Source organism: Aeromonas sp. sif2416 (genome assembly GCF_019218665.1).
In the GTDB taxonomy this organism is placed as follows: domain Bacteria; phylum Pseudomonadota; class Gammaproteobacteria; order Enterobacterales; family Aeromonadaceae; genus Aeromonas; species Aeromonas encheleia.
In genome coordinates this window covers 553,767-571,174 of the sequence record NZ_JAHUXC010000003.1, presented here as the reverse complement: position 1 = coordinate 571,174, position 17,408 = coordinate 553,767, and the positions used below count along the sequence as shown (strand labels likewise).

The 17,408-nt window shown below is 61.3% G+C and carries 18 protein-coding genes; 4 read left to right on the top strand and 14 right to left on the bottom strand.

Annotation, left to right across the window (positions count from 1 at the left end):
• Positions 1-13 precede the first annotated feature (13 nt).
• A complete protein-coding gene (gene rpsP, locus KW821_RS08985; RefSeq protein ID WP_050717510.1) occupies positions 14-262 on the bottom strand; it encodes a 30S ribosomal protein S16 in 249 nt (82 codons plus the stop codon).
• 179 nt (positions 263-441) lie between these two features.
• The gene (gene ffh / locus KW821_RS08980) at positions 442-1,818 is read right to left on the bottom strand and encodes a signal recognition particle protein (protein WP_218291184.1); all 1,377 of its coding nucleotides are present in this window, start codon (positions 1,816-1,818) and stop codon (positions 442-444) included.
• Between the two features lie 285 nt (positions 1,819-2,103).
• Between ffh and KW821_RS08975 the strand changes: the two genes are divergently transcribed.
• Together KW821_RS08975 and KW821_RS08970 are read left to right on the top strand one after the other, a co-directional pair.
• Complete coding sequence (locus KW821_RS08975; protein ID WP_042652115.1) at positions 2,104-2,895, top strand: inner membrane protein YpjD; 792 nt, start codon at positions 2,104-2,106, stop codon at positions 2,893-2,895.
• A 40-nt stretch (positions 2,896-2,935) separates the two neighbouring features.
• Positions 2,936-4,219: an HlyC/CorC family transporter gene (locus KW821_RS08970; protein WP_042652114.1), complete on the top strand. Its 1,284-nt coding sequence runs from the start codon at positions 2,936-2,938 to the stop codon at positions 4,217-4,219.
• 31 nt (positions 4,220-4,250) lie between these two features.
• Here KW821_RS08970 and KW821_RS08965 read toward each other — a convergent pair whose 3' ends face one another.
• Positions 4,251-4,718 (bottom strand): Rrf2 family transcriptional regulator, encoded by a 468-nt coding sequence (locus KW821_RS08965; protein WP_042652113.1) that lies wholly within the window; start codon positions 4,716-4,718, stop codon positions 4,251-4,253.
• Positions 4,719-4,827: 109 nt separating this feature from the next.
• Here KW821_RS08965 and hmpA point away from each other — a divergent pair, with 109 nt between their 5' ends.
• Positions 4,828-6,021 (top strand): NO-inducible flavohemoprotein, encoded by a 1,194-nt coding sequence (hmpA, locus tag KW821_RS08960; RefSeq protein WP_218291183.1) that lies wholly within the window; start codon positions 4,828-4,830, stop codon positions 6,019-6,021.
• Positions 6,022-6,111: 90 nt separating this feature from the next.
• Here the strand turns inward: hmpA and KW821_RS21710 are convergent, their stop codons facing one another.
• From KW821_RS21710 to KW821_RS08930, 6 genes are all read right to left on the bottom strand, one after another.
• Positions 6,112-6,702, bottom strand: a complete 591-nt coding sequence (locus KW821_RS21710; RefSeq protein ID WP_170176024.1) for a tetratricopeptide repeat protein — start codon at positions 6,700-6,702, stop codon at positions 6,112-6,114.
• A gap of 407 nt (positions 6,703-7,109) precedes the next feature.
• A complete protein-coding gene (gene mdh / locus KW821_RS08950; RefSeq protein WP_042652201.1) occupies positions 7,110-8,045 on the bottom strand; it encodes a malate dehydrogenase in 936 nt (311 codons plus the stop codon).
• A gap of 244 nt (positions 8,046-8,289) precedes the next feature.
• Complete coding sequence (gene artM / locus KW821_RS08945; protein ID WP_042652110.1) at positions 8,290-8,952, bottom strand: arginine ABC transporter permease ArtM; 663 nt, start codon at positions 8,950-8,952, stop codon at positions 8,290-8,292.
• Between the two features lie 2 nt (positions 8,953-8,954).
• Positions 8,955-9,605, bottom strand: a complete 651-nt coding sequence (artQ, locus tag KW821_RS08940; protein ID WP_218291182.1) for an arginine ABC transporter permease ArtQ — start codon at positions 9,603-9,605, stop codon at positions 8,955-8,957.
• Between the two features lie 3 nt (positions 9,606-9,608).
• Positions 9,609-10,346 (bottom strand): transporter substrate-binding domain-containing protein, encoded by a 738-nt coding sequence (locus KW821_RS08935; protein ID WP_218291181.1) that lies wholly within the window; start codon positions 10,344-10,346, stop codon positions 9,609-9,611.
• A gap of 24 nt (positions 10,347-10,370) precedes the next feature.
• Positions 10,371-11,111 carry an ATP-binding cassette domain-containing protein gene (locus KW821_RS08930; RefSeq protein WP_042652107.1) on the bottom strand — a complete coding sequence of 247 codons (741 nt, stop codon included), beginning with the start codon at positions 11,109-11,111 and terminating at the stop codon, positions 10,371-10,373.
• 200 nt (positions 11,112-11,311) lie between these two features.
• Here KW821_RS08930 and argR point away from each other — a divergent pair, with 200 nt between their 5' ends.
• Complete coding sequence (gene argR, locus KW821_RS08925) at positions 11,312-11,782, top strand: transcriptional regulator ArgR (protein ID WP_005308670.1); 471 nt, start codon at positions 11,312-11,314, stop codon at positions 11,780-11,782.
• Positions 11,783-11,870: 88 nt separating this feature from the next.
• Here the strand turns inward: argR and KW821_RS08920 are convergent, their stop codons facing one another.
• From KW821_RS08920 to glnK, 5 genes are all read right to left on the bottom strand, one after another.
• Positions 11,871-12,776, bottom strand: a complete 906-nt coding sequence (locus KW821_RS08920; protein WP_218291180.1) for a Dyp-type peroxidase — start codon at positions 12,774-12,776, stop codon at positions 11,871-11,873.
• Between the two features lie 80 nt (positions 12,777-12,856).
• Entirely contained in the window at positions 12,857-13,885 is a 1,029-nt protein-coding gene (locus KW821_RS08915; RefSeq protein ID WP_218291179.1) for an ABC transporter ATP-binding protein, read from the bottom strand.
• A 72-nt stretch (positions 13,886-13,957) separates the two neighbouring features.
• Positions 13,958-15,583: an iron ABC transporter permease gene (locus KW821_RS08910; protein WP_218291178.1), complete on the bottom strand. Its 1,626-nt coding sequence runs from the start codon at positions 15,581-15,583 to the stop codon at positions 13,958-13,960.
• A 39-nt stretch (positions 15,584-15,622) separates the two neighbouring features.
• Entirely contained in the window at positions 15,623-16,630 is a 1,008-nt protein-coding gene (locus tag KW821_RS08905) for a Fe(3+) ABC transporter substrate-binding protein (RefSeq protein ID WP_218291177.1), read from the bottom strand.
• 260 nt (positions 16,631-16,890) lie between these two features.
• Positions 16,891-17,229 (bottom strand): P-II family nitrogen regulator, encoded by a 339-nt coding sequence (gene glnK, locus KW821_RS08900; protein ID WP_011704615.1) that lies wholly within the window; start codon positions 17,227-17,229, stop codon positions 16,891-16,893.
• Positions 17,230-17,408 lie beyond the last annotated feature (179 nt).

Here is a 17,408-nt window from a genome sequence, read left to right as displayed (position 1 = left end):
ACCGTTTGGCTGATTAAGCAGCTTTGGCAGCGTCTTTGATCAGCTTGGCAACGCGGTCAGAAACAGCGGCACCAGTAGCAACCCAATGCTCGATACGAGCCAGGTCCAGCTTCAGCTTTTCAGCGTTGCCGGTAGCAACCGGGTTGAAGAAACCAACACGCTCGATGAAACGACCATCACGGGCGCAACGGCTGTCGGAAACTACTACCTGGTAAAACGGACGCTTTTTCGCGCCACCACGTTGTAAACGAATGGTTACCATATCGTCCTCATAAACATCTAATGAACAAGGCCCGCAAATACGCGGACCCTAGCTTAAAATAAGCCGCGTAATTCTACTTGGATTCGTAATAATTGCAACCAAGCCAGCCATTTTTTGCACAGGGATTCTCATGAAAAAGGCTCACCCCGGTGAGCCTTTCTTGCCGGTGGGCAGAAAAATCAGAACGGGCCGCGGCCCCCTCCGAATCCGGGCGGCAGCATGTTCTTCATCTGGCCCATCATCTTGCGCATGCCGCCCTTGCCGGACATCTTCTTCATCATGCGCTGCATCTCGGTGAACTGCTTGAGCAGCTTGTTCACGTCCTGCACCTGCATGCCGGAGCCCGCGGCGATGCGGCGCTTGCGGGAGCCCTTGATCAGATCGGGATGGGCACGCTCCTTGGGCGTCATGGAGCTGATGATGGCCTCCATCCGCACGGTGAGCTTGTCATCCATCTGATCTTTCACGTTATCCGGCAGGCCGGACATGCCGGGCAACTTGTCGAGCATTCCCATCATGCCGCCCATGTTGCGCATCTGGGCCAGCTGCTCGCGGAAATCTTCCAGGTCGAAGCCCTTGCCACTCTTGACCTTGTCGGCCAGCTTGGCGGCTTTCTCCTTGTCGACGGTGCGCTCCACTTCCTCGATCAGCGACAGCACGTCGCCCATGCCGAGGATGCGGGACGCGAGTCGGTCCGGGTGGAACGGCTCCAACGCCTCGGTCTTCTCGCCCATCCCGATGAACTTGACCGGCTTGCCGGTGATGTGGCGCACGGACAGGGCCGCACCACCACGAGCGTCACCGTCCGCCTTGGTGAGGATGACACCGGTGAGCGGCAGCGCCTCGTTGAAGGCCTTGGCGGTGTTGGCCGCATCCTGACCCGTCATGGCATCGACCACGAATAGGGTCTCGACCGGCTTGATGGTGGCGTGCAGATCCTGGATCTCCGCCATCATCTCGCTGTCGACGTGCAGACGACCGGCGGTATCGACGATCACCACGTCATAGAACTTCTTGCGCGCCTGATCGATGGCGGCGGTGGCGATCGCCACCGGCTTCTGGGTCACGTCGCTGGGGAAGAAGTCGACCGCGATGTCGCTGGCCAGGGTCTCGAGCTGCTTGATCGCCGCCGGGCGATAGACGTCGGCACTGACCACCAGCACCTTCTTCTTGTGGCGCTCCTTCAGCAACTTGGCCAGCTTGGCCACTGTCGTGGTCTTACCGGCACCTTGCAGACCCGCCATCAGTATGATGGCCGGCGGCTGGGCGGCCAGGTTGAGCTGCTCGTTCGCCTCGCCCATGACGGAGACCAGCTCGCCATGCACTATCTTGATGAACGCCTGGCCCGGGCTCAGGGACTTGGCCACTTCCTGGCCGACGGCCCGCTCCTTGACCCGCGCCACGAAGTCACGCACGACCGGCAGGGCGACGTCCGCCTCGAGCAGCGCCATGCGCACTTCACGCAAGGTATCCTTGATGTTCTCTTCGGTCAGCCGACCACGGCCACTGACATTGCGCAGGGTGCGCGAGAGTCGTTCAGTCAAATTCTCAAACATGACGCATTCCGGTTCTTGGCGTAACAAATGAGGCATTATACCCCAGTCAGCACTATGAGGACGATTACTCACCGCTTGCGGTGGCTAGCTGCCATCGAATGGACAGGTGAAATAAATGGGGGGCATTATACCCCAGTCAACGCCAGAGGACGATTATTCACCGCACGGGGTGACCACCTGCTACTTATATATGGGCAGTTAGCTCCTGGCACAACTGGCGAGCATATCTTGTGCAAGGTATACTGCCCCTCTTATCCATAAAGCTTGCTTAACAACGACCTGGTTATGATCGTGATCTCTGTTCTGGCCCTGGCGTTTTACCTGCTGGCCATCATCGCCTCACTGCACCTGCTGCTCAGTGCCAAGCCCGTCGGGCAAGTGTCGCTGTTCGCCTGTGTCGGCCTGGCCCTGACCGCCCATGGCATCGCGGTGGGAAGTGAAGTCCTGGCCACTCACTCCGGCCAGAATCTCAGCATGTTGAACGTCGCCTCCCTGGTCAGCCTCATCATCAGCTGCTTCATGACCTGCGTCACCCGCCGCTTCAACGGCTGGATCCTGCTGCCCGTGGTCTATAGCTTCTCGGCCTTGCTGCTCGCCGCCAGCGCCCTCATTCCCGGTCGCTACATCACCCACCTGGAGGCTCACCCCCAGCTGCTGCTGCACATAGGGCTCGCCCTGATGGCCTACTCGGTGCTGATGATCGCCTGCCTGTTCGCGCTACAGCTCGCCTACCTGGACAGGCAGCTTAAATCCAGAAAAATTAGCAACTTGCCCGCCATGCCCCCGCTGATGACGGTGGAGAAGCGGCTGTTCCAGCTGATCTCGGCCGGCCTGTTCCTGCTGACGCTCTCCATCGCCTCCGGCCTGTTCTTTCTGGAGGACATGTTCGCCCAGGGCAAGTCCCACAAGGCGGTCCTCTCGATCCTGGCCTGGTGCATCTATGTGCTGCTGCTGTGGGGTCACCACACCCGTGGCTGGCGCGGTCGCAAGGTCATCACCCTGAGCCTCATCGGCAGCGTCATCCTGACCCTGGCCTACTTTGGCAGCCGTTTCGTCAAGGAAGTCTTGCTGAGCTGATGGCTCAACCCTCACCCACACATCCAACAGGAGCCCCTTCTTGGACAGTATCTCAACGAGCACATTACTGATTGTTCTCGTTATCTTGATCCTCTTGTCTGCTTTCTTCTCAAGTTCCGAAACCGGCCTGATGTCCCTCAACCGCTACAAGTTGCGGCATCTGGCCCAGACCAAGCACAAGGCTGCCCGTCGGGTAGAAAAACTGCTGGCTCGCCCGGATCGCCTGCTGGGACTGATCCTCATCGGCAACAACCTGGTCAACATACTGGCGTCCGCCATCGCCACCATCGTCTGCATCCGGCTGTTCGGGGATCTCGGGGTCGCCATCGCCACCTTCGGCCTGACCCTGGTGGTGCTGGTGTTCGGGGAGGTTACCCCCAAGACCCTGGCGGCCATGTACCCCGAGAAGATCGCCTACCCGGCCTCCTGGGTGCTCAAGGGGTTGATGGTGCCGCTCTACCCCTTCGTCTGGCTCATCAACGGCATCACCACGCTGCTGCTCAAGCTGATGCGGTTGAACCACACCAAGGATGCGCACTCCCTCAACCCCGAGGAGCTGCGCACCATAGTCAACGAGGCGGGCAGCCTCATCCCCCAGCACCACCAGGAGATGCTGCTCAGCATTCTGGATCTGGACAAGATGACGGTGGAAAACATCATGGTGCCGCGCAGCGAGATCGCCGCCATCGACATCAACGACGACTGGAAAACCATACTGCGCCAGCTGGCTCACTGTGCTCACACCAAGATCCTGCTCTATCGCGACAATATCGACGACGTTGTCGGATTTTTACACGCACGTGACGCCCTCAGGCTGGTTGCCAGAGACCAGTTCAGCAAGTCCAGCCTGCTGCGGGAGGTCGATCCCATCTATTTCATTCCGGAGGGGACGCCACTCAACGTGCAGTTGGCCAAGTTCCAGCGCAACAAGGAGCGGATTGGGCTGATCGTCGACGAATACGGCGATATTCAGGGGCTGATCACCCTGGACGACATACTGGAGGAGATAGTCGGCGACTTCACCACCTCCATGACACCGACGCCGAGCGACGAGGTCCACCCCCAGCCGGACGGCTCCTTCCTGGTGGAAGGCTCCGCCAGCATCCGCGAGCTGAACAAGGAGATGAACTGGCACCTGCCCATCGACGGCCCCCGCACCCTCAACGGGGTGATCCTGGAGTACCTGGAGGAGATCCCCCAACCCAACATCAGCGTCAGGCTGGCAGGCTATCCCATCGAGATCCTCGAAGTGGAGAACAACATGGTGAAAATGGCGCGGATCATACCGCATCTATACCGTGACGAGTCGGGTTACGAGGATTGAAAAAAGGCTGCCGATGGCAGCCTTTTTCGTCTCACTCGCTCTCTTCGTCCGGCTCCAGCACCAGGGTCGGGATCAAGTCACCAAACACCTTCTGCAGCTCGTCGCGATTGGCCAGCAAGTCTTGCAGCGTGTAGCTGTCCATCACCGCCAGGAAGGCGTTCATCGCCTCCTTCAAGGCATTCTTCAGCAGACAGACCGAGACGATGTGGCAGGCGGGGGAGTTGCAGTCGATCCCGTCCAGATTGCCTTCCAGCGCCCGGATCACCTGGCCGATGTTGACGGTGTCCGGCGCGCAGGCCATGCGGATCCCGCCATTCTTGCCACGCTGGGACTGCAGATAGCCCAGCTTCACCAGCTGATTCACCACCTTCACCATGTGATTGCGGGACACGCCGTACAGGGCGGACACCTTGGCCACGCTCGACAGCTCCCCCTCCGGCAGGGTCGCCAGATAGAGCAGGGCTCTCAATCCAAAATCGGTATAACTCGTTAGTCTCATAGTGCCTATGGCGCATAGCGCAAAATTGTTTGTTGATTCAGATCAATTAAACATCTAGGATGCAACTTATTAAGTGACATTTTAAATGCTCAATTAGTAAGGACCTCTTATGTTAGATCAAGCCACCATCGCCGTCATCAAAAGTACCATTCCCTTGCTCGAATCGGCGGGGCCTGCCCTCACCCAGCATTTCTATCAGCGCATGTTCAGCCACAACCCCGAGCTGAAGGATATCTTCAACCTGGCGCACCAGCGCAGTGGTGGCCAGCCGCTGGCCCTGTTCAACGCAGTCGCGGCATACGCCAAGAACATCGACAACCTGGGTGCCCTGGCCGGCGCGGTGGAGCGCATCGCCCACAAGCACACGGGCTTCATGATCCAGCCGGAACAATATCACATTGTAGGTAGTCATCTCTTGGCCACGCTCAAAGAATTGGGTGGTAGTGCGGTCACCGAGGAGGTGCTGGATGCCTGGGGCAAGGCCTACGGGGTGCTGGCCAACATCTTCATCGGCCGCGAGAGCGAGATCTATCAGGAGAAGGCGACCCAGGCCGGTGGCTGGCAAGGCCCCCGCCCCTTCCTCATCAAGGAGAAGCGGGTGGAGAGCGAGCTCATCACCTCCTTCGTGCTGGCCCCCAGCGATGGCCAGCCCGTGCTGCACTTCAAGCCGGGTCAATACCTCAGCATCCAGCTCAACCACCCGCAGCTGGAGTATCAGGAGATCCGCCAATACTCCCTCTCCGATGCACCCAACGGCCGTGATTACCGCATCAGCGTCAAGCGCGAGGCCGATGGCCAGGTATCCAACCTGCTGCACGACCAGCTGCAAGTCGGTGATGAGGTGGCGCTGATGCCACCGACCGGCGACTTCTTCCTGCAAGCCGACGCCGGCACGCCCGTGGTGCTGCTCTCCGCCGGGGTCGGCCTCACTCCCATGCTGAGCATGCTGAACCAGCTGCTGGCCAACGGGCACGACGCCGACATTCGCTGGCTGCACGCCTGCGAACAGGGTGCCTTGCACGCCTTCAAGGAGGAGATCCGGGAGAAGAGCCGGCAGCACGCCAGATTGCAGAGCCGGGTCTGGTATCGCGCGCCTGCCGAGCAGGACGTACTGGGAGAAGACTACGACTTCGACGGCACCATGGAGCTGGAGCAGGTCGCGGCGCTCATCCCGGCCAACGCTCATTACTACTTCTGCGGCCCCCTCGGCTTCATGCAGGCGGTGAAACGGCAACTGTTGGCCTTCGGCGTCGCCGAAGAGAGGCTGCACTACGAGGTCTTCGGCCCCCATCAGGATCTGTGAGTCCTCACTCTCGCTCATGATGCGATGCAACAAGGCCCACGAACGCAGGTTCGTGGGCCTTGTCATAGCAGGAGTCGCAGCGAGTCGGGCTTAGCGCATCGCCTTGGCGCGGGCGATCGCATTGGCGGGCATGCGATTGCCGAGCCGGCTCAGCAGGCTGGCGGCCTTCTGATGGCGGGCCTTGTCACCGATGACGGCGCCGTGCAGCCAGTGGTAGGCCTCCTCGTAATCCAGCGGACTGCCCATGCCCTGCAGCAGCATCTCGACCCATTCCATCTGCGCCCGCTGGAACCCCAGGCTGGCGGCTTCCCGCATCAGGGTCTCGGCCCGCACCAGATCCTTCTGGACCAGGATCCCCTTCCAGTAGTAGCGTCCCAGCTGCTCCAGCGCCGGTGCCAGCCCCTGGTTGGCCGCCTCCCACATGTATTGCACCCCGATCTGGGCGTCGGGCTTGATGCAGACCCCCCAGGCCAGCATGTCCCCCCACAGGAACTGATAGGCGGGGATCTTCATCACAGAGGCGCGCGCCTCTATGTCCTGGGTCAGCTGGCATCTGTCCTGCTTCACCTGGGTCAGATGGCGCCCCTGCTCTATCCAGTTGAGCAGCTCGTCCTGTCGATAGAGTGGCACCGCCTGCAGATCCCCCGTGGTCAGGGGCGCCGGCGTGGCCGCCTTGGGCAAGGGCGCCGCGACGGGCGCCGTCGGCAGCGGGGCAGCCGGCACAGGAACAACAGGTGCGGCTGGCGGTACAGCCAGTGCGGCCGTGGAGGGTAACGGGGTGGCTGCGGCAGCGATAGAGGCGGTGGTCACAGCAGGCGTCGCTGCACTGGAAGCTGCCGATGACAGGGCGGCAGAAGACGCCGGGGCGATCGCTACCGGGGTCTTGGTTGGGGCGGCCGAGACCGGCTCGGCCCCCTGCGAGGGGAGGCTGACGAGACAGATAAGGCCGATTAGGGTACTGGGTTTCATCATGAGGATCTCCTGCTGCCCTCTGTTATCGGCAGCAAACCCCAACCCCTTAGCCCGCCGCGGCGGATCGCCATAACGACAAAGGGGAGCCGAAGCTCCCCTCATGCACGCGCTGGTGCTTATTTGACGAAGTCGACGCCCAGCTGGATGTCGGCCTTCAGGGTGGCCAGCATGCTGTCCATCGCCTCTTGCTCGAAGGCACTCAGCTTGCCGTAGTCCAGCACGGCTTCGACGCCGTTCTTGCCAAGCAGGATGGGCTGCGCGAAGAAGGTGGCGTGCTCGCCATTGCCTTCCACGTAGGCGCACTCGATCACGTTGGCTTCGCCCTGCAGACCCTTGATCAGCGACAGACCAAAGCGGCAGGCTGCCTGACCCATGGAGAGGGTGGCGGATCCGCCACCGGCCTTGGCTTCCACCACTTCGGTACCGGCGTTCTGGATGCGCTTGGTCATGGCAGCCGCTTCCTCGGCGGTGAAGCTGGCGCCTTCGATCTGGGACAGCAGCGGCAGAATGGTCACGCCACTGTGACCACCGATCACGTTGACACGGATCTTGTCGATGTTCAGGCCCTTGGCAGCGGACACGAAGGTCTCACCGCGGATCACGTCCAGGGTGGTGACGCCGAACAGGCGACGCTTGTCATAGACGCCGGCCTTCTTCAACACTTCGGCGGCGATGGCGACCGTGGTGTTGACCGGGTTGGTGATGATGCCGATCAGCGCCTTCGGGCAGCTGGCCGCGCACTTCTCTACCAGGTTCTTGACGATACCGGCGTTGATGTTGAACAGGTCGGAACGATCCATGCCGGGCTTGCGCGCCACACCGGCGGAGATCAGTACGACATCGGCGCCGACCAGAGCCGGGCTCGGATCTTCACCGCAGAAACCTTTTACTTTCACGTCAGTCGGGATGTGGCTCAGATCGGCCGCGACACCCGGGGTGACCGGGGCAATGTCATACAGGCTCAGCTCGGAACCAGCAGGAAGGCGATTTTTCAACAGCAGAGCGAGGGCTTGGCCGATGCCACCGGCGGCACCCAGAACGGCAACTTTCATGATCAACTCCATGTTCAAGCGTAGGTTTAAGGTTGTTTCTTGTTGGGGGTCAAAGCTGTTTCTTATTGTGCGCCTCACCTTAAAGGATCCCCCGATAAAAAACAATCTGATAACAGTTGTAATCACGGGTTCTGTGAGCCAGGGAGCAAGCGGTGACGAAAACGGAGAGGAATATGCGATAAATGGGACGGAAAGCACAGATTTCCTGTGCTTTCCCTTCCATTAAGGGGTAATTACGACTGCTTCAGGACTGGAATGCCAGTGCTCTGCGCTCACACCAGCGGAAACCAATTGTTAACAATCCATTCATGGTCAGATAGAGCGCACCGGCCACGGTGAATACCGCCAGGGTGTCATAAGTCTGGGCGTTGAGACGCTGGGCCAGACCCATGATATCCATGATGGTGATGGTGCTGGCGAGGGAACTGCCCTTGAGCACCAGGATCACCTCGTTGGAGTAGGCGGGGACCAGCCGGCGGGCGGCATGGCGCACCTTCATCCACAGGGTCTGCCCGGCCGAGAAACCGAGCGCCCGACAGGCTTCCACCTCACCGGCGGGGATGGCGTCGAGCGCCCCCTTGAACAGCCGGGTGGAATAGGCCGCCGTGTTGAAGCCCAGCGCCAGCACGGCACAGAACCAGGGCTGCTTGAGCAGCGGCCAGAGCGGCCCGGACTTGAGCCACTCGAACTGACCCGGCCCATAGTAGATGAGGAAGATCTGAATGAGCAGCGGGGTACCGGTGAAGAGCAACACCCACAGCTGTACCAGCTGGGTCGCCACCGGCAGGCGTCGCTCCAGCACCCAGGTCATGGCGGCCGCCAGCAACACCCCGAGCAGCAAACTAAGTGCCGTGAGCTGCAGGGTGATCGCCAGACCACCCAACAGGGTCATGAGATAGTCCTGCATGATCAGCCTCCGTACCGGCGGGTATAACGGGCAGCCTGCTTGAGCGCGAGCTCGCTCACCAGGCTGATCGCCAGATAGATGAGGGCCGCGGCGGCATACCAGGTGAAGGGTTCATAGGTGCTGGCCGAAGCCATCTGGGCCTGACGCATCATCTCGTTCACCCCGATGAGGGAGACCAGCGCCGTGTCCTTGAGCAGCACCAGCCACTGGTTGCCGAGACCCGGCAGGGCGTAACGCCAGGCCTGCGGCAGCACGATGCGAAAGAAGATGTGGGCCTTGCCAAGACCGAGCGCCAGCGCCGCCAGACGCTGCCCGGCGGGCACCGCATTGAGCGCCGCCCGCAGGGTCTGGGTGGCATAGCTGGCAAACAGCAGGGAGAGCGCCAGCACGCCGCAGGCGAAGGGGCTGAACTCCACATACTCACCGGTGATGAGGAACAGCACCTGGGTCGAGCCGAAGTAGATGAACAGCACCACCAGCAGCTCGGGCAGGCCACGGATCAACGTGGTCAGCGTGGCCACCGGCCACACCAACCAACTGCGCTTGCTGAGCTCGGCCGCGCTGAATCCCAGAGCAAGCGCCATGCCCCCGACCAGTGATGCCAAGGCCAGCCCCAGGGTCATCCAGGCTGCATCCAACAACAGGCTCAACATGGCTTACTGCGCGAAGTATTTGTCGAAGATTTTCTGATAGGTACCGTTGGCCTTGATCTCGGCCAGGCCCTTGTTCAGCTGGGTCAGCAACTCCTGATTGCCCTTGGCCACGGCGATGCCAAAGCCGGTACCGAAGTACTTGGCGTCGGTCACAGGGGTACCGATGACGGCATAATCCTTGTGCTGCTTGAGCCAGTCGGCGGCGACGGCGGTATCGGCGAACACCCCGTCGGTACGGCCGTTCATCATGTCGAGGAAGGCGCTCTGGTAGCTGGCGTAAGGCACGGTGAGCAGGCCCTTGCTGATCCACTTGTCCACCAGATAGGACTGGTGCGAACTGCCGTTCTGCACGCCGACGGTCTTGTCGACCAGCTCTTCCGGACCCTTGAAGGCATCCTTCTTGGTCACGAACACCGCGGAGTTCACATAGTAGATGTCGGAGAAGTCGACCTGGGCGGCCCGCTCCGGGGTCACGTCCATGGCGGCGATGGCGGCATCATAGCGACGGAACTTGAGGCTCGGGATCAGGCTGTCGAAGGCCTGATTGTGGAAGCTGCACTCCAGCTTGACCTGGGTACAGATGGCGCGGGCCAGATCGATGTCGAAGCCCTGGAACTCGTTCTTGTCATCCAGGTATTCGAACGGCGCATAGGTGGCCTCGGTGGCGAACTTGATCTCTTTGGCCAGCACCGTGGTGCTCAGCAGGCCCATGGCCGCAACCAACAACAGACTCTTTTTCATGACAGCTTCCTTATCGATTCAGTATCAATGCATCAAGAATTCGGCAAACCGGCTGGTTTGCGGGGCCTGGAAGATGGCGGCACTACCGGATTCGATGATCCGCCCCTTTTCCAGATAAATGACCTGACTGGCGACCTTGCGGGCAAACTCCACCTCGTGGGTGACCACCACCTGGGTGATGCCGGTCTGGCTGAGGGTACGGATGATCTCCGCCACCTCCTTGGTTATTTCAGGATCGAGCGCCGCCGTCGGCTCGTCAAACAGCAGCACCTGCGGATCCATCATCAGGGTACGCGCGATAGCGACCCGCTGCTGCTGACCACCGGAGAGCCGGGCGGGCCAGGCGTCCCGTTTGTCGGCCAGCTGCAGCTGGGCCAGCAGGTAGGCGCCCTTCTCGATGGCAGCCTCACGGCTCATGCCGAGCACCTTGACGGGGGCCTCGATCAGGTTCTCCATCACGGTCAGATGGGGCCAGAGATTGTACTGCTGGAACACCATGCCCACCTTGCGGCGCAGCGCCTGCGCCTGACGGTTGAATTCCGCGGTCGACAGGGAGGACGGGAAAGAAAATTCACTGTCGCCAATGCGCAGAACACCGGCATCCGGGGTGTCCAGCAGGTTCATCATGCGCAGCAGCGAACTCTTGCCCGCACCGCTCGGGCCCAGCAATACCAAGGTTTCGCCGGGTGCGGTCCGAAAGCTGACCTGTTGCAGTACCGGCACCTTGTGCCAGGATTTTTCGATGCCGATTAATTCAATACCCATACGACCTAATTGAATAAGTTTTCAAAATTTCGTCCCGATTTTAGCTGCAACATGGGTGGATGCAAGCTAAATTTGAATCGATATGCAGAACAAGCGCCGCTTCCTTGCCAAAATAGGCATATGAATGCAAAATAGCAGCGCTGTTCGTATCTGCCGCCTGAGCGTGACAGGCGGTCACACCCCTCATTCGTGAGTCCAAGATGAAACATAACGACAAGCAAGAAAAACTGGCCAAGGCCTTTAAAGCCTTGCTGAAAGAAGAGCGATTCGGCTCCCAGGCAGAGATAGTCACTGCCCTGCAAGAGATGGGCTTCGAGAACATCAACCAATCCAAGGTCTCGCGCATGCTGAGCCGCTTCGGCGCCGTTCGCACCCGCAACGCCAAGATGGAAATGGTCTACTGCCTGCCGGTGGAACTGGGTGTCCCCACCACCTCCAGCCCACTCAAGAACCTGGTACTGGATGTCGACCACAACGGCGCCCTGGTGGTGATCCACACCAGCCCGGGGGCGGCCCAGCTGATCGCCCGCCTGCTCGATTCCCTCGGCAAGGCCGAAGGCATCCTCGGCACCATCGCCGGTGACGATACCATCTTCATCACCCCGACCAGCGATACCGACATCGAAGAACTTTACCTCTCGGCGCTCGAGCTGTTCGAGCAGACCCCTTAATCAGGAATGCCGTCCCCCTCTGGCGGCGCCACCTGAACGAAAAATCCCGGCCTAGGCCGGGATTTTTGCTATGGGCGTAGCAACAGGCTTATTTGCCCTGCGCGACCAGAAAGTCTATCGAGGGTGCGAAGAAGGCCGCCCCGGTCACCGCCCTGGTGAAGCGCAGCAGGTGATCGAAGTGGCTGCCCTCCCCCTTGTACATGCTGGCCAGCATGGCATTGAAGTGCTGCGGGGTGCGGCAGCAGGAGATGAAGTAGAGCCCCTGCTCGCGCATGGTGCCCCAGGGCATGCTCTGGCGCAGTATCTCCATGGACTCGCCCTTGGGGGTCTTGAGGTTGACCCGCTTGATGTGGGAGGTCAGCGGCTTGTCGGCCGACTCGTACTCGATGTTGTCGAGCTTGGTGCGGCCTATGATGTCTTCCTGCTCCTTGCGCGCCAGCTTCTCCCAGTCGCTCAGGGCATGGACCCAGCGCTGCACGTGGATGTAGGAGCCGCCGGCGAACTCACCGCCCTCGAGCAGCGCCACCTCGGCCCTGTGCTCACCCTGGGGGTTCTCGGTGCCATCGACGAAGCCAGTCAGATCCCGGCAATCCTGGTTGCGGAAGCCATTGACCTCCTCGGCCAGCTCCACCAGACCGGCCAGCAGCGCCATCACGCGCTGCCCGGCATGGTGCAGCACATCGACCCGGTCGGCGCGCAGCTGCACGAACAGATCAAAGGGCGTATTCGGCGCCTTGTTACCATTGGCTTCCTGAGCCATAAAGCCGCGGAACTGGGGCGGCCGGGCGACCGGATAGAGCGCATCCCAGCCATCGGCACCCACGGCGACCAGACCGGAGAAACCGGCGGCGGGAAAATCGGCACTCACCGCATCCCACAGGGTGGGCAGCTTGGCCAGGCGGGCGGCCAGCTCGGTTGCATCGCCGGTGCGATTGAACATCAGATAGAGGGCATGCAGATTCGGCTCTGCACAGATCCCGGCTTGGGCTTTCATTTCTCTCTCCAAAGGCATGGGTAAAGGCGTGGCGCGATTATAAACCAGAGCGAGTCCAATTCCTTGATTTCACATCGCTATCAGGACGAGAACAGCACCAGCGCATGGGGCGCGACCTCGACCCGCGCCCTCGCGCCCTCGAGGGGCTCGCCTATGCTGGCCTCCAGCACCTGGCCCGCACACTCGACCTGCACCCGGCAGTGATGGCCGAGGAACTGCTGCTCCCGCACCCTCAGCTCGCCATCCTCGGCCGCCGTCAGCACCAGTTGCTGGGGCCTGAGCATCAGCTGCAGCCGCTCGCCCACGGTGTGGCCGTGGGGTTCGCTGCCACGCACCAGCCCCAGCGCGGTTCGCACGCAATGGCTGTCCACCACCTCGGCGGCCAGGTAGTTCACCCCGCCTAGAAACTCCGCCACGAAGCGGTTCTGCGGGCGACGATAGAGCTGCTCCGGCTGACCCACCTGCTCGATGTGGCCGGCACGAAACAGCGCCAGCCGATCGGCGAAGGCGAACGCCTCCTCCTTGCTGTGGCTGACGAAGATGGCCCCTATCCCCTGCTGCTTGAGCAGGGCGCGGATCTCGAGGATCAGCTTCATCCGTACCTGGGTGTCGATGTTGGAGAAGGGCTCGTCCAGCAGCATCAGCCGCGGCTTGCACACCAGGGCGCGGGCGATGGCGACCCGCTGCTGCTGGCCACCGGAGAGCTGATGGGGGTAGCGATCCCCCAGCCCCTGCAGATTGACCAGCGCCAGCGCCTCGTCCACCTGCTGCTGGCGCGCCGTGCGGCGCTGGTTCGCCAGCCCGAAGCCGACGTTCTCGGCCACCGTCAGGTGCGGGAACAGGGCGTAATCCTGGAAGATCATGCCGATGTTGCGCGCCTCGGGCGGCACGCTCAGGCCGGGTTCGTCCAGCAGGCTGTCGCCGAGACGGATGCGACCCTCTGCCAGCGGCAGCAGGCCGGCGATGGCCTTGAGCAGCGTGGTCTTGCCGCAGCCGCTGGCCCCCAGCAGGCAGACGATCTCGTTGTCGGCCACCTGCAGGGAGAGCCGCTCCAGCACGTTCTGGCCGTTATAACGGCAGCTTACCTTCTCTACTTGCAAGCAAGACACGGCTCAGTTCCTCTCGTTTCGTGGCCTCCCCCGCCGATGGCTGGGACGCGTTCATATTCTGTGGTGACGGGCCTAGTGGCCCGGGCTGTCCAGGCTGCGGTTGACCCAGATCAGCGGCAGCAGCCCCACCAGCACTATGACGATGGCGCCGAGCGCCCCCCGCTCCAGCATCTCGTCCGAGACGAACTGATAGACGTGGGTCGCCAGGGTATCGAAGTTGAACGGCCGCAGCAGCAGGGCGGCGGGCAGCTCCTTCATGGATTCGATGAATACCAGCATGGCGCCGGCGAACAGGCCGCGCCGCACCAGTGGCAGATGAACCCGGCGCAGCATGCCGCCAGAGCCCTGCCCCAGGGAGCGGGCCGCCATGTCGAGGCTGGGGGAGATCTTGCCCATGCTGCTCTCCACCGAGCCGATGGCGATGGCCACGAAGCGCACCAGGTAGCCGAACACGATGGCGGTGAGGGTGCCGGTCAACAACAGGCCGGGGCCCTGCTGCCCAAGCCACTCGGCCAGATCGTTGATGCCAAAATCGAGCGCCGTCAGCGGCACCAGCACTCCGATGGCGAGCACAGTGCCCGGCATGGCATAGCCCATGGCGGCGATGCGCAGCGGCAGCAGGCTGCGGACGCCCCCATCAAGGCGCCGGAAGAAGCCGAGCAGCAGGGCTATCCCCATGGCGAGCAGGGCGGTCAACGTCGAGATGGTCAGGCTGTTGCCGGCGAAGCGGACGAACTCCGGGGTCCAGGAGAGCTCGAAGTAACGTACCCCGTAATCGAGCAGGATGGCGAACGGCAGCGCGAAGCCCGCCACCACCAGTCCCCAGCACCAGAGCCCGGCCAGCAGGCGAGGCAGCCCCCTGAGCGGATAGCGCAGCGGCGGCTCATGGCCCATGGACTTCTGGAACACCTGCTGGCGCTGGCGGGAGCGGCGCTCGACGGCGATCAGCAGCACCACCGCCAGCAGCATCAGGCAGGAGAGGCGGGCGGCGGTGGCCAGGCTGCCGTAACCGAGCCAGGTGTCGTAAATCGCGGTCGTGAGCGTGTTGATGGCGAAGAAGTGGACGGTGGCGAAGTCCGCCAGGGTCTCCATTGCCACCAGAGAAACGGCGACCATGATGGCGGGGCGGGCCAGCGGCAGGCTGAGGCGGCGAAAACTCTGCCAGGGGGTGCAGCCGAGCAATCGGCTGGAGTGAATGAGGCTGACCGACTGCTCCAAAAACGAAGCACGGGCCAGCAGGTAGACATAGGGGAACAGCACCAGCGCCAGCACCCAGGCGGCCCCGCCGAGGGAGCGGATGGCCGGGAACCAGTAATCGGTGGGGGTGTTCCAGTCAAACAGGGTGCGCAGCCCCGCCTGCAACGGACCCGAGTAATCCAGCAGGTCGGTATAGACGTAGGCCACTATGTAGGAGGGCATGGCCATGGGCAGCATCAGCGCCCACTGCAGGGCGCGGCGCCCCGGCACCTGGCACATGGCCACCAGCCAGGCGGTGGGAACCCCGAACAGCAGGCTGAGCAGCACCACCCCCAGCACCAGGGCCGAGGTGTTGGCGATGTAGTCGAGCAGCACAGTATCGGCGAGGTGGCGAAACAGCTCCCCGTCCGCCGACAGGGCAGAGAAGATCAGGGCGATAACGGGCAAACCCAGCAGCAGGGCGGTGGCCCAGCTGCCGGCAATCCAACCAAAATTTTTCATGGGACCACAGTGATTGATGGGGCCTTTGGCCCCATCTGATTACAAGTCGAACTTCACTTCATCCAGCAACTGCAAGGCATCCTTGCGGTACTTGGCGTATTCGCTGACCGGCATGGCGTCAGACTTGAAACTGCCCCAGGACTTGACCATGGCGGAAGGCTCGACCCCGGCCTTGACCGGATACTCGGCATTCACATCCGCATAGAGGTGCTGGGCGGTGTCGCCAGAGAGGAACTCCATCAGCTTCTGGGCAGCTTCCTTGTTCTTGGCATACTTGGTCATGGCCACGCCACTCACGTTGACGTGGGCACCGCGGTCGGCCTGATTCGGGAAGTTGATGTAGACCGCATCGGCCCAAGACTTCTGGGCGGGATCCTTGAGCATGGCGCCCAGGTAGTAGCTGTTACCCAGCGACAGATCGCAGATGCCGTCCTTGATGGCCTTGACCTGATCCCGATCGTTGCCCTGCGGCTTGCGCGCCAGGTTGGCCTTGACCCCTTCCAGCCAGGTCTTGGCGTCCGCCATGCCGTGATGGGCGATCATGGAGGAGACCAGCGCCACATTGTACTCATGCTTGCCGCTGCGAGTACAAATTTTCCCTTTGTATTCAGGCTTGACCAGATCTTCGTAGCTGATGGTGTCGAGCTTGCCGAGACGATCCTTGCTGGAGTAGATGGCGCGTACCCGGGTGGTCAGGGCGAACCACTTGTTGTCCGGATCCCGATAGATGGACGGGATGTTCTCCTGCAGGATCTTGCTGTCCACCGGCTGCACCAGATCCTTGTCCACCAGATCGGTCAGGCGGCTGATGTCGACGGTCAGCATCAGATCGGCCGGGGAGAGCTTGCCTTCCCGCTCCAGACGCTCGTTCAGCCCCTCTTTGGCGAACACCACGTTGACCTTGATCCCGGATTCTTTCTCGAACTGCTGGATGATGGGCTTGATCAGCTCATCCTGCCGGTTGGAGTAGACGTTTACTTCAGCGGCGGCAAATGCCGACTGGGCAGCCAGGGTAGAGAAAGCCAGTGCCAGCATCTTCATTTTCATCATCCGTTCCTTGAGTTGTGCATCGAGTGATAACAATTTGCGTTTGCATTCTGCATGAGGCACGACGGCGGGATCAAGGTGGTTTACAGAGGTAGGATCACATATTTAACCGTTGACCGAAGAAAAAGACCGGATGGAATCCCACCCAGCCTCTCGATGACTTAGAGTCACGGTCTGATTGGCCATCAAGGCATGGCGTCAGCCTGCCTTGGCTGATGTCCGGCCTGGGCCCATGCCTGCTCCGGGAAGAGGATGCGGGATCAGAGCGCCTCGTCGTCGCTCTCGCCGGTGCGGATCCGCACCGCCTGCAGCAGGTCATAGACGAAGATCTTGCCGTCGCCGATCTTGCCGGTGTAGGCCGCCTTGCAGATAGCCTCTATCACCCCCTCCACGTTGTCGTCGGCGGTGGCGATTTCCAGCTTCACCTTGGGCAGGAAGTCGACCTGATACTCGGCTCCCCGGTATAATTCGGTGTGCCCCTTCTGGCGGCCAAATCCCTTGACCTCGGACACGGTCAGGCCTTCGACCCCCAGGTTGGCGATGGCCTCGCGCACGTCGTCCAACTTGAAGGGTTTGATAATCGCAGTAATCAGCTTCATCTGGTTGCTCCCAATCCATGGTATGTCATGGATTGGTCATCAATTCTTGTGCCAAGTATTTTTATTGTTTATTTTCATAAAGATAGGCTTTAACCCTTGGACTGCTAAGACCCAAGATCACCAAGGAAGCGCATCTCGCCCCATAATGAGGCACCAAGCTGCACCAGACTCCCTTGATG

Excerpts from the sequence above, each read along its gene's own strand:
- KW821_RS08935 (WP_218291181.1), bottom strand. The coding sequence starts at position 10,346 with ATGAAAAAGAGTCTGTTGTTGGTTGCGGCCATGGGCCTGCTGAGCACC.
- KW821_RS08920 (WP_218291180.1), bottom strand. The coding sequence starts at position 12,776 with ATGAAAGCCCAAGCCGGGATCTGTGCAGAGCCGAATCTGCATGCCCTC.
- glnK (WP_011704615.1), bottom strand. The coding sequence starts at position 17,229 with ATGAAGCTGATTACTGCGATTATCAAACCCTTCAAGTTGGACGACGTG.
- KW821_RS08930 (WP_042652107.1), bottom strand. The coding sequence starts at position 11,111 with ATGGGTATTGAATTAATCGGCATCGAAAAATCCTGGCACAAGGTGCCG.
- ffh (WP_218291184.1), bottom strand. The coding sequence starts at position 1,818 with ATGTTTGAGAATTTGACTGAACGACTCTCGCGCACCCTGCGCAATGTC.
- mdh (WP_042652201.1), bottom strand. The coding sequence starts at position 8,045 with ATGAAAGTTGCCGTTCTGGGTGCCGCCGGTGGCATCGGCCAAGCCCTC.
- KW821_RS08965 (WP_042652113.1), bottom strand. The coding sequence starts at position 4,718 with ATGAGACTAACGAGTTATACCGATTTTGGATTGAGAGCCCTGCTCTAT.
- rpsP (WP_050717510.1), bottom strand. The coding sequence starts at position 262 with ATGGTAACCATTCGTTTACAACGTGGTGGCGCGAAAAAGCGTCCGTTT.
- KW821_RS08975 (WP_042652115.1), top strand. The coding sequence starts at position 2,104 with ATGATCGTGATCTCTGTTCTGGCCCTGGCGTTTTACCTGCTGGCCATC.
- KW821_RS08905 (WP_218291177.1), bottom strand. The coding sequence starts at position 16,630 with ATGAAAATGAAGATGCTGGCACTGGCTTTCTCTACCCTGGCTGCCCAG.
- hmpA (WP_218291183.1), top strand. The coding sequence starts at position 4,828 with ATGTTAGATCAAGCCACCATCGCCGTCATCAAAAGTACCATTCCCTTG.
- argR (WP_005308670.1), top strand. The coding sequence starts at position 11,312 with ATGAAACATAACGACAAGCAAGAAAAACTGGCCAAGGCCTTTAAAGCC.
- KW821_RS08910 (WP_218291178.1), bottom strand. The coding sequence starts at position 15,583 with ATGAAAAATTTTGGTTGGATTGCCGGCAGCTGGGCCACCGCCCTGCTG.
- artM (WP_042652110.1), bottom strand. The coding sequence starts at position 8,952 with ATGCAGGACTATCTCATGACCCTGTTGGGTGGTCTGGCGATCACCCTG.
- artQ (WP_218291182.1), bottom strand. The coding sequence starts at position 9,605 with ATGTTGAGCCTGTTGTTGGATGCAGCCTGGATGACCCTGGGGCTGGCC.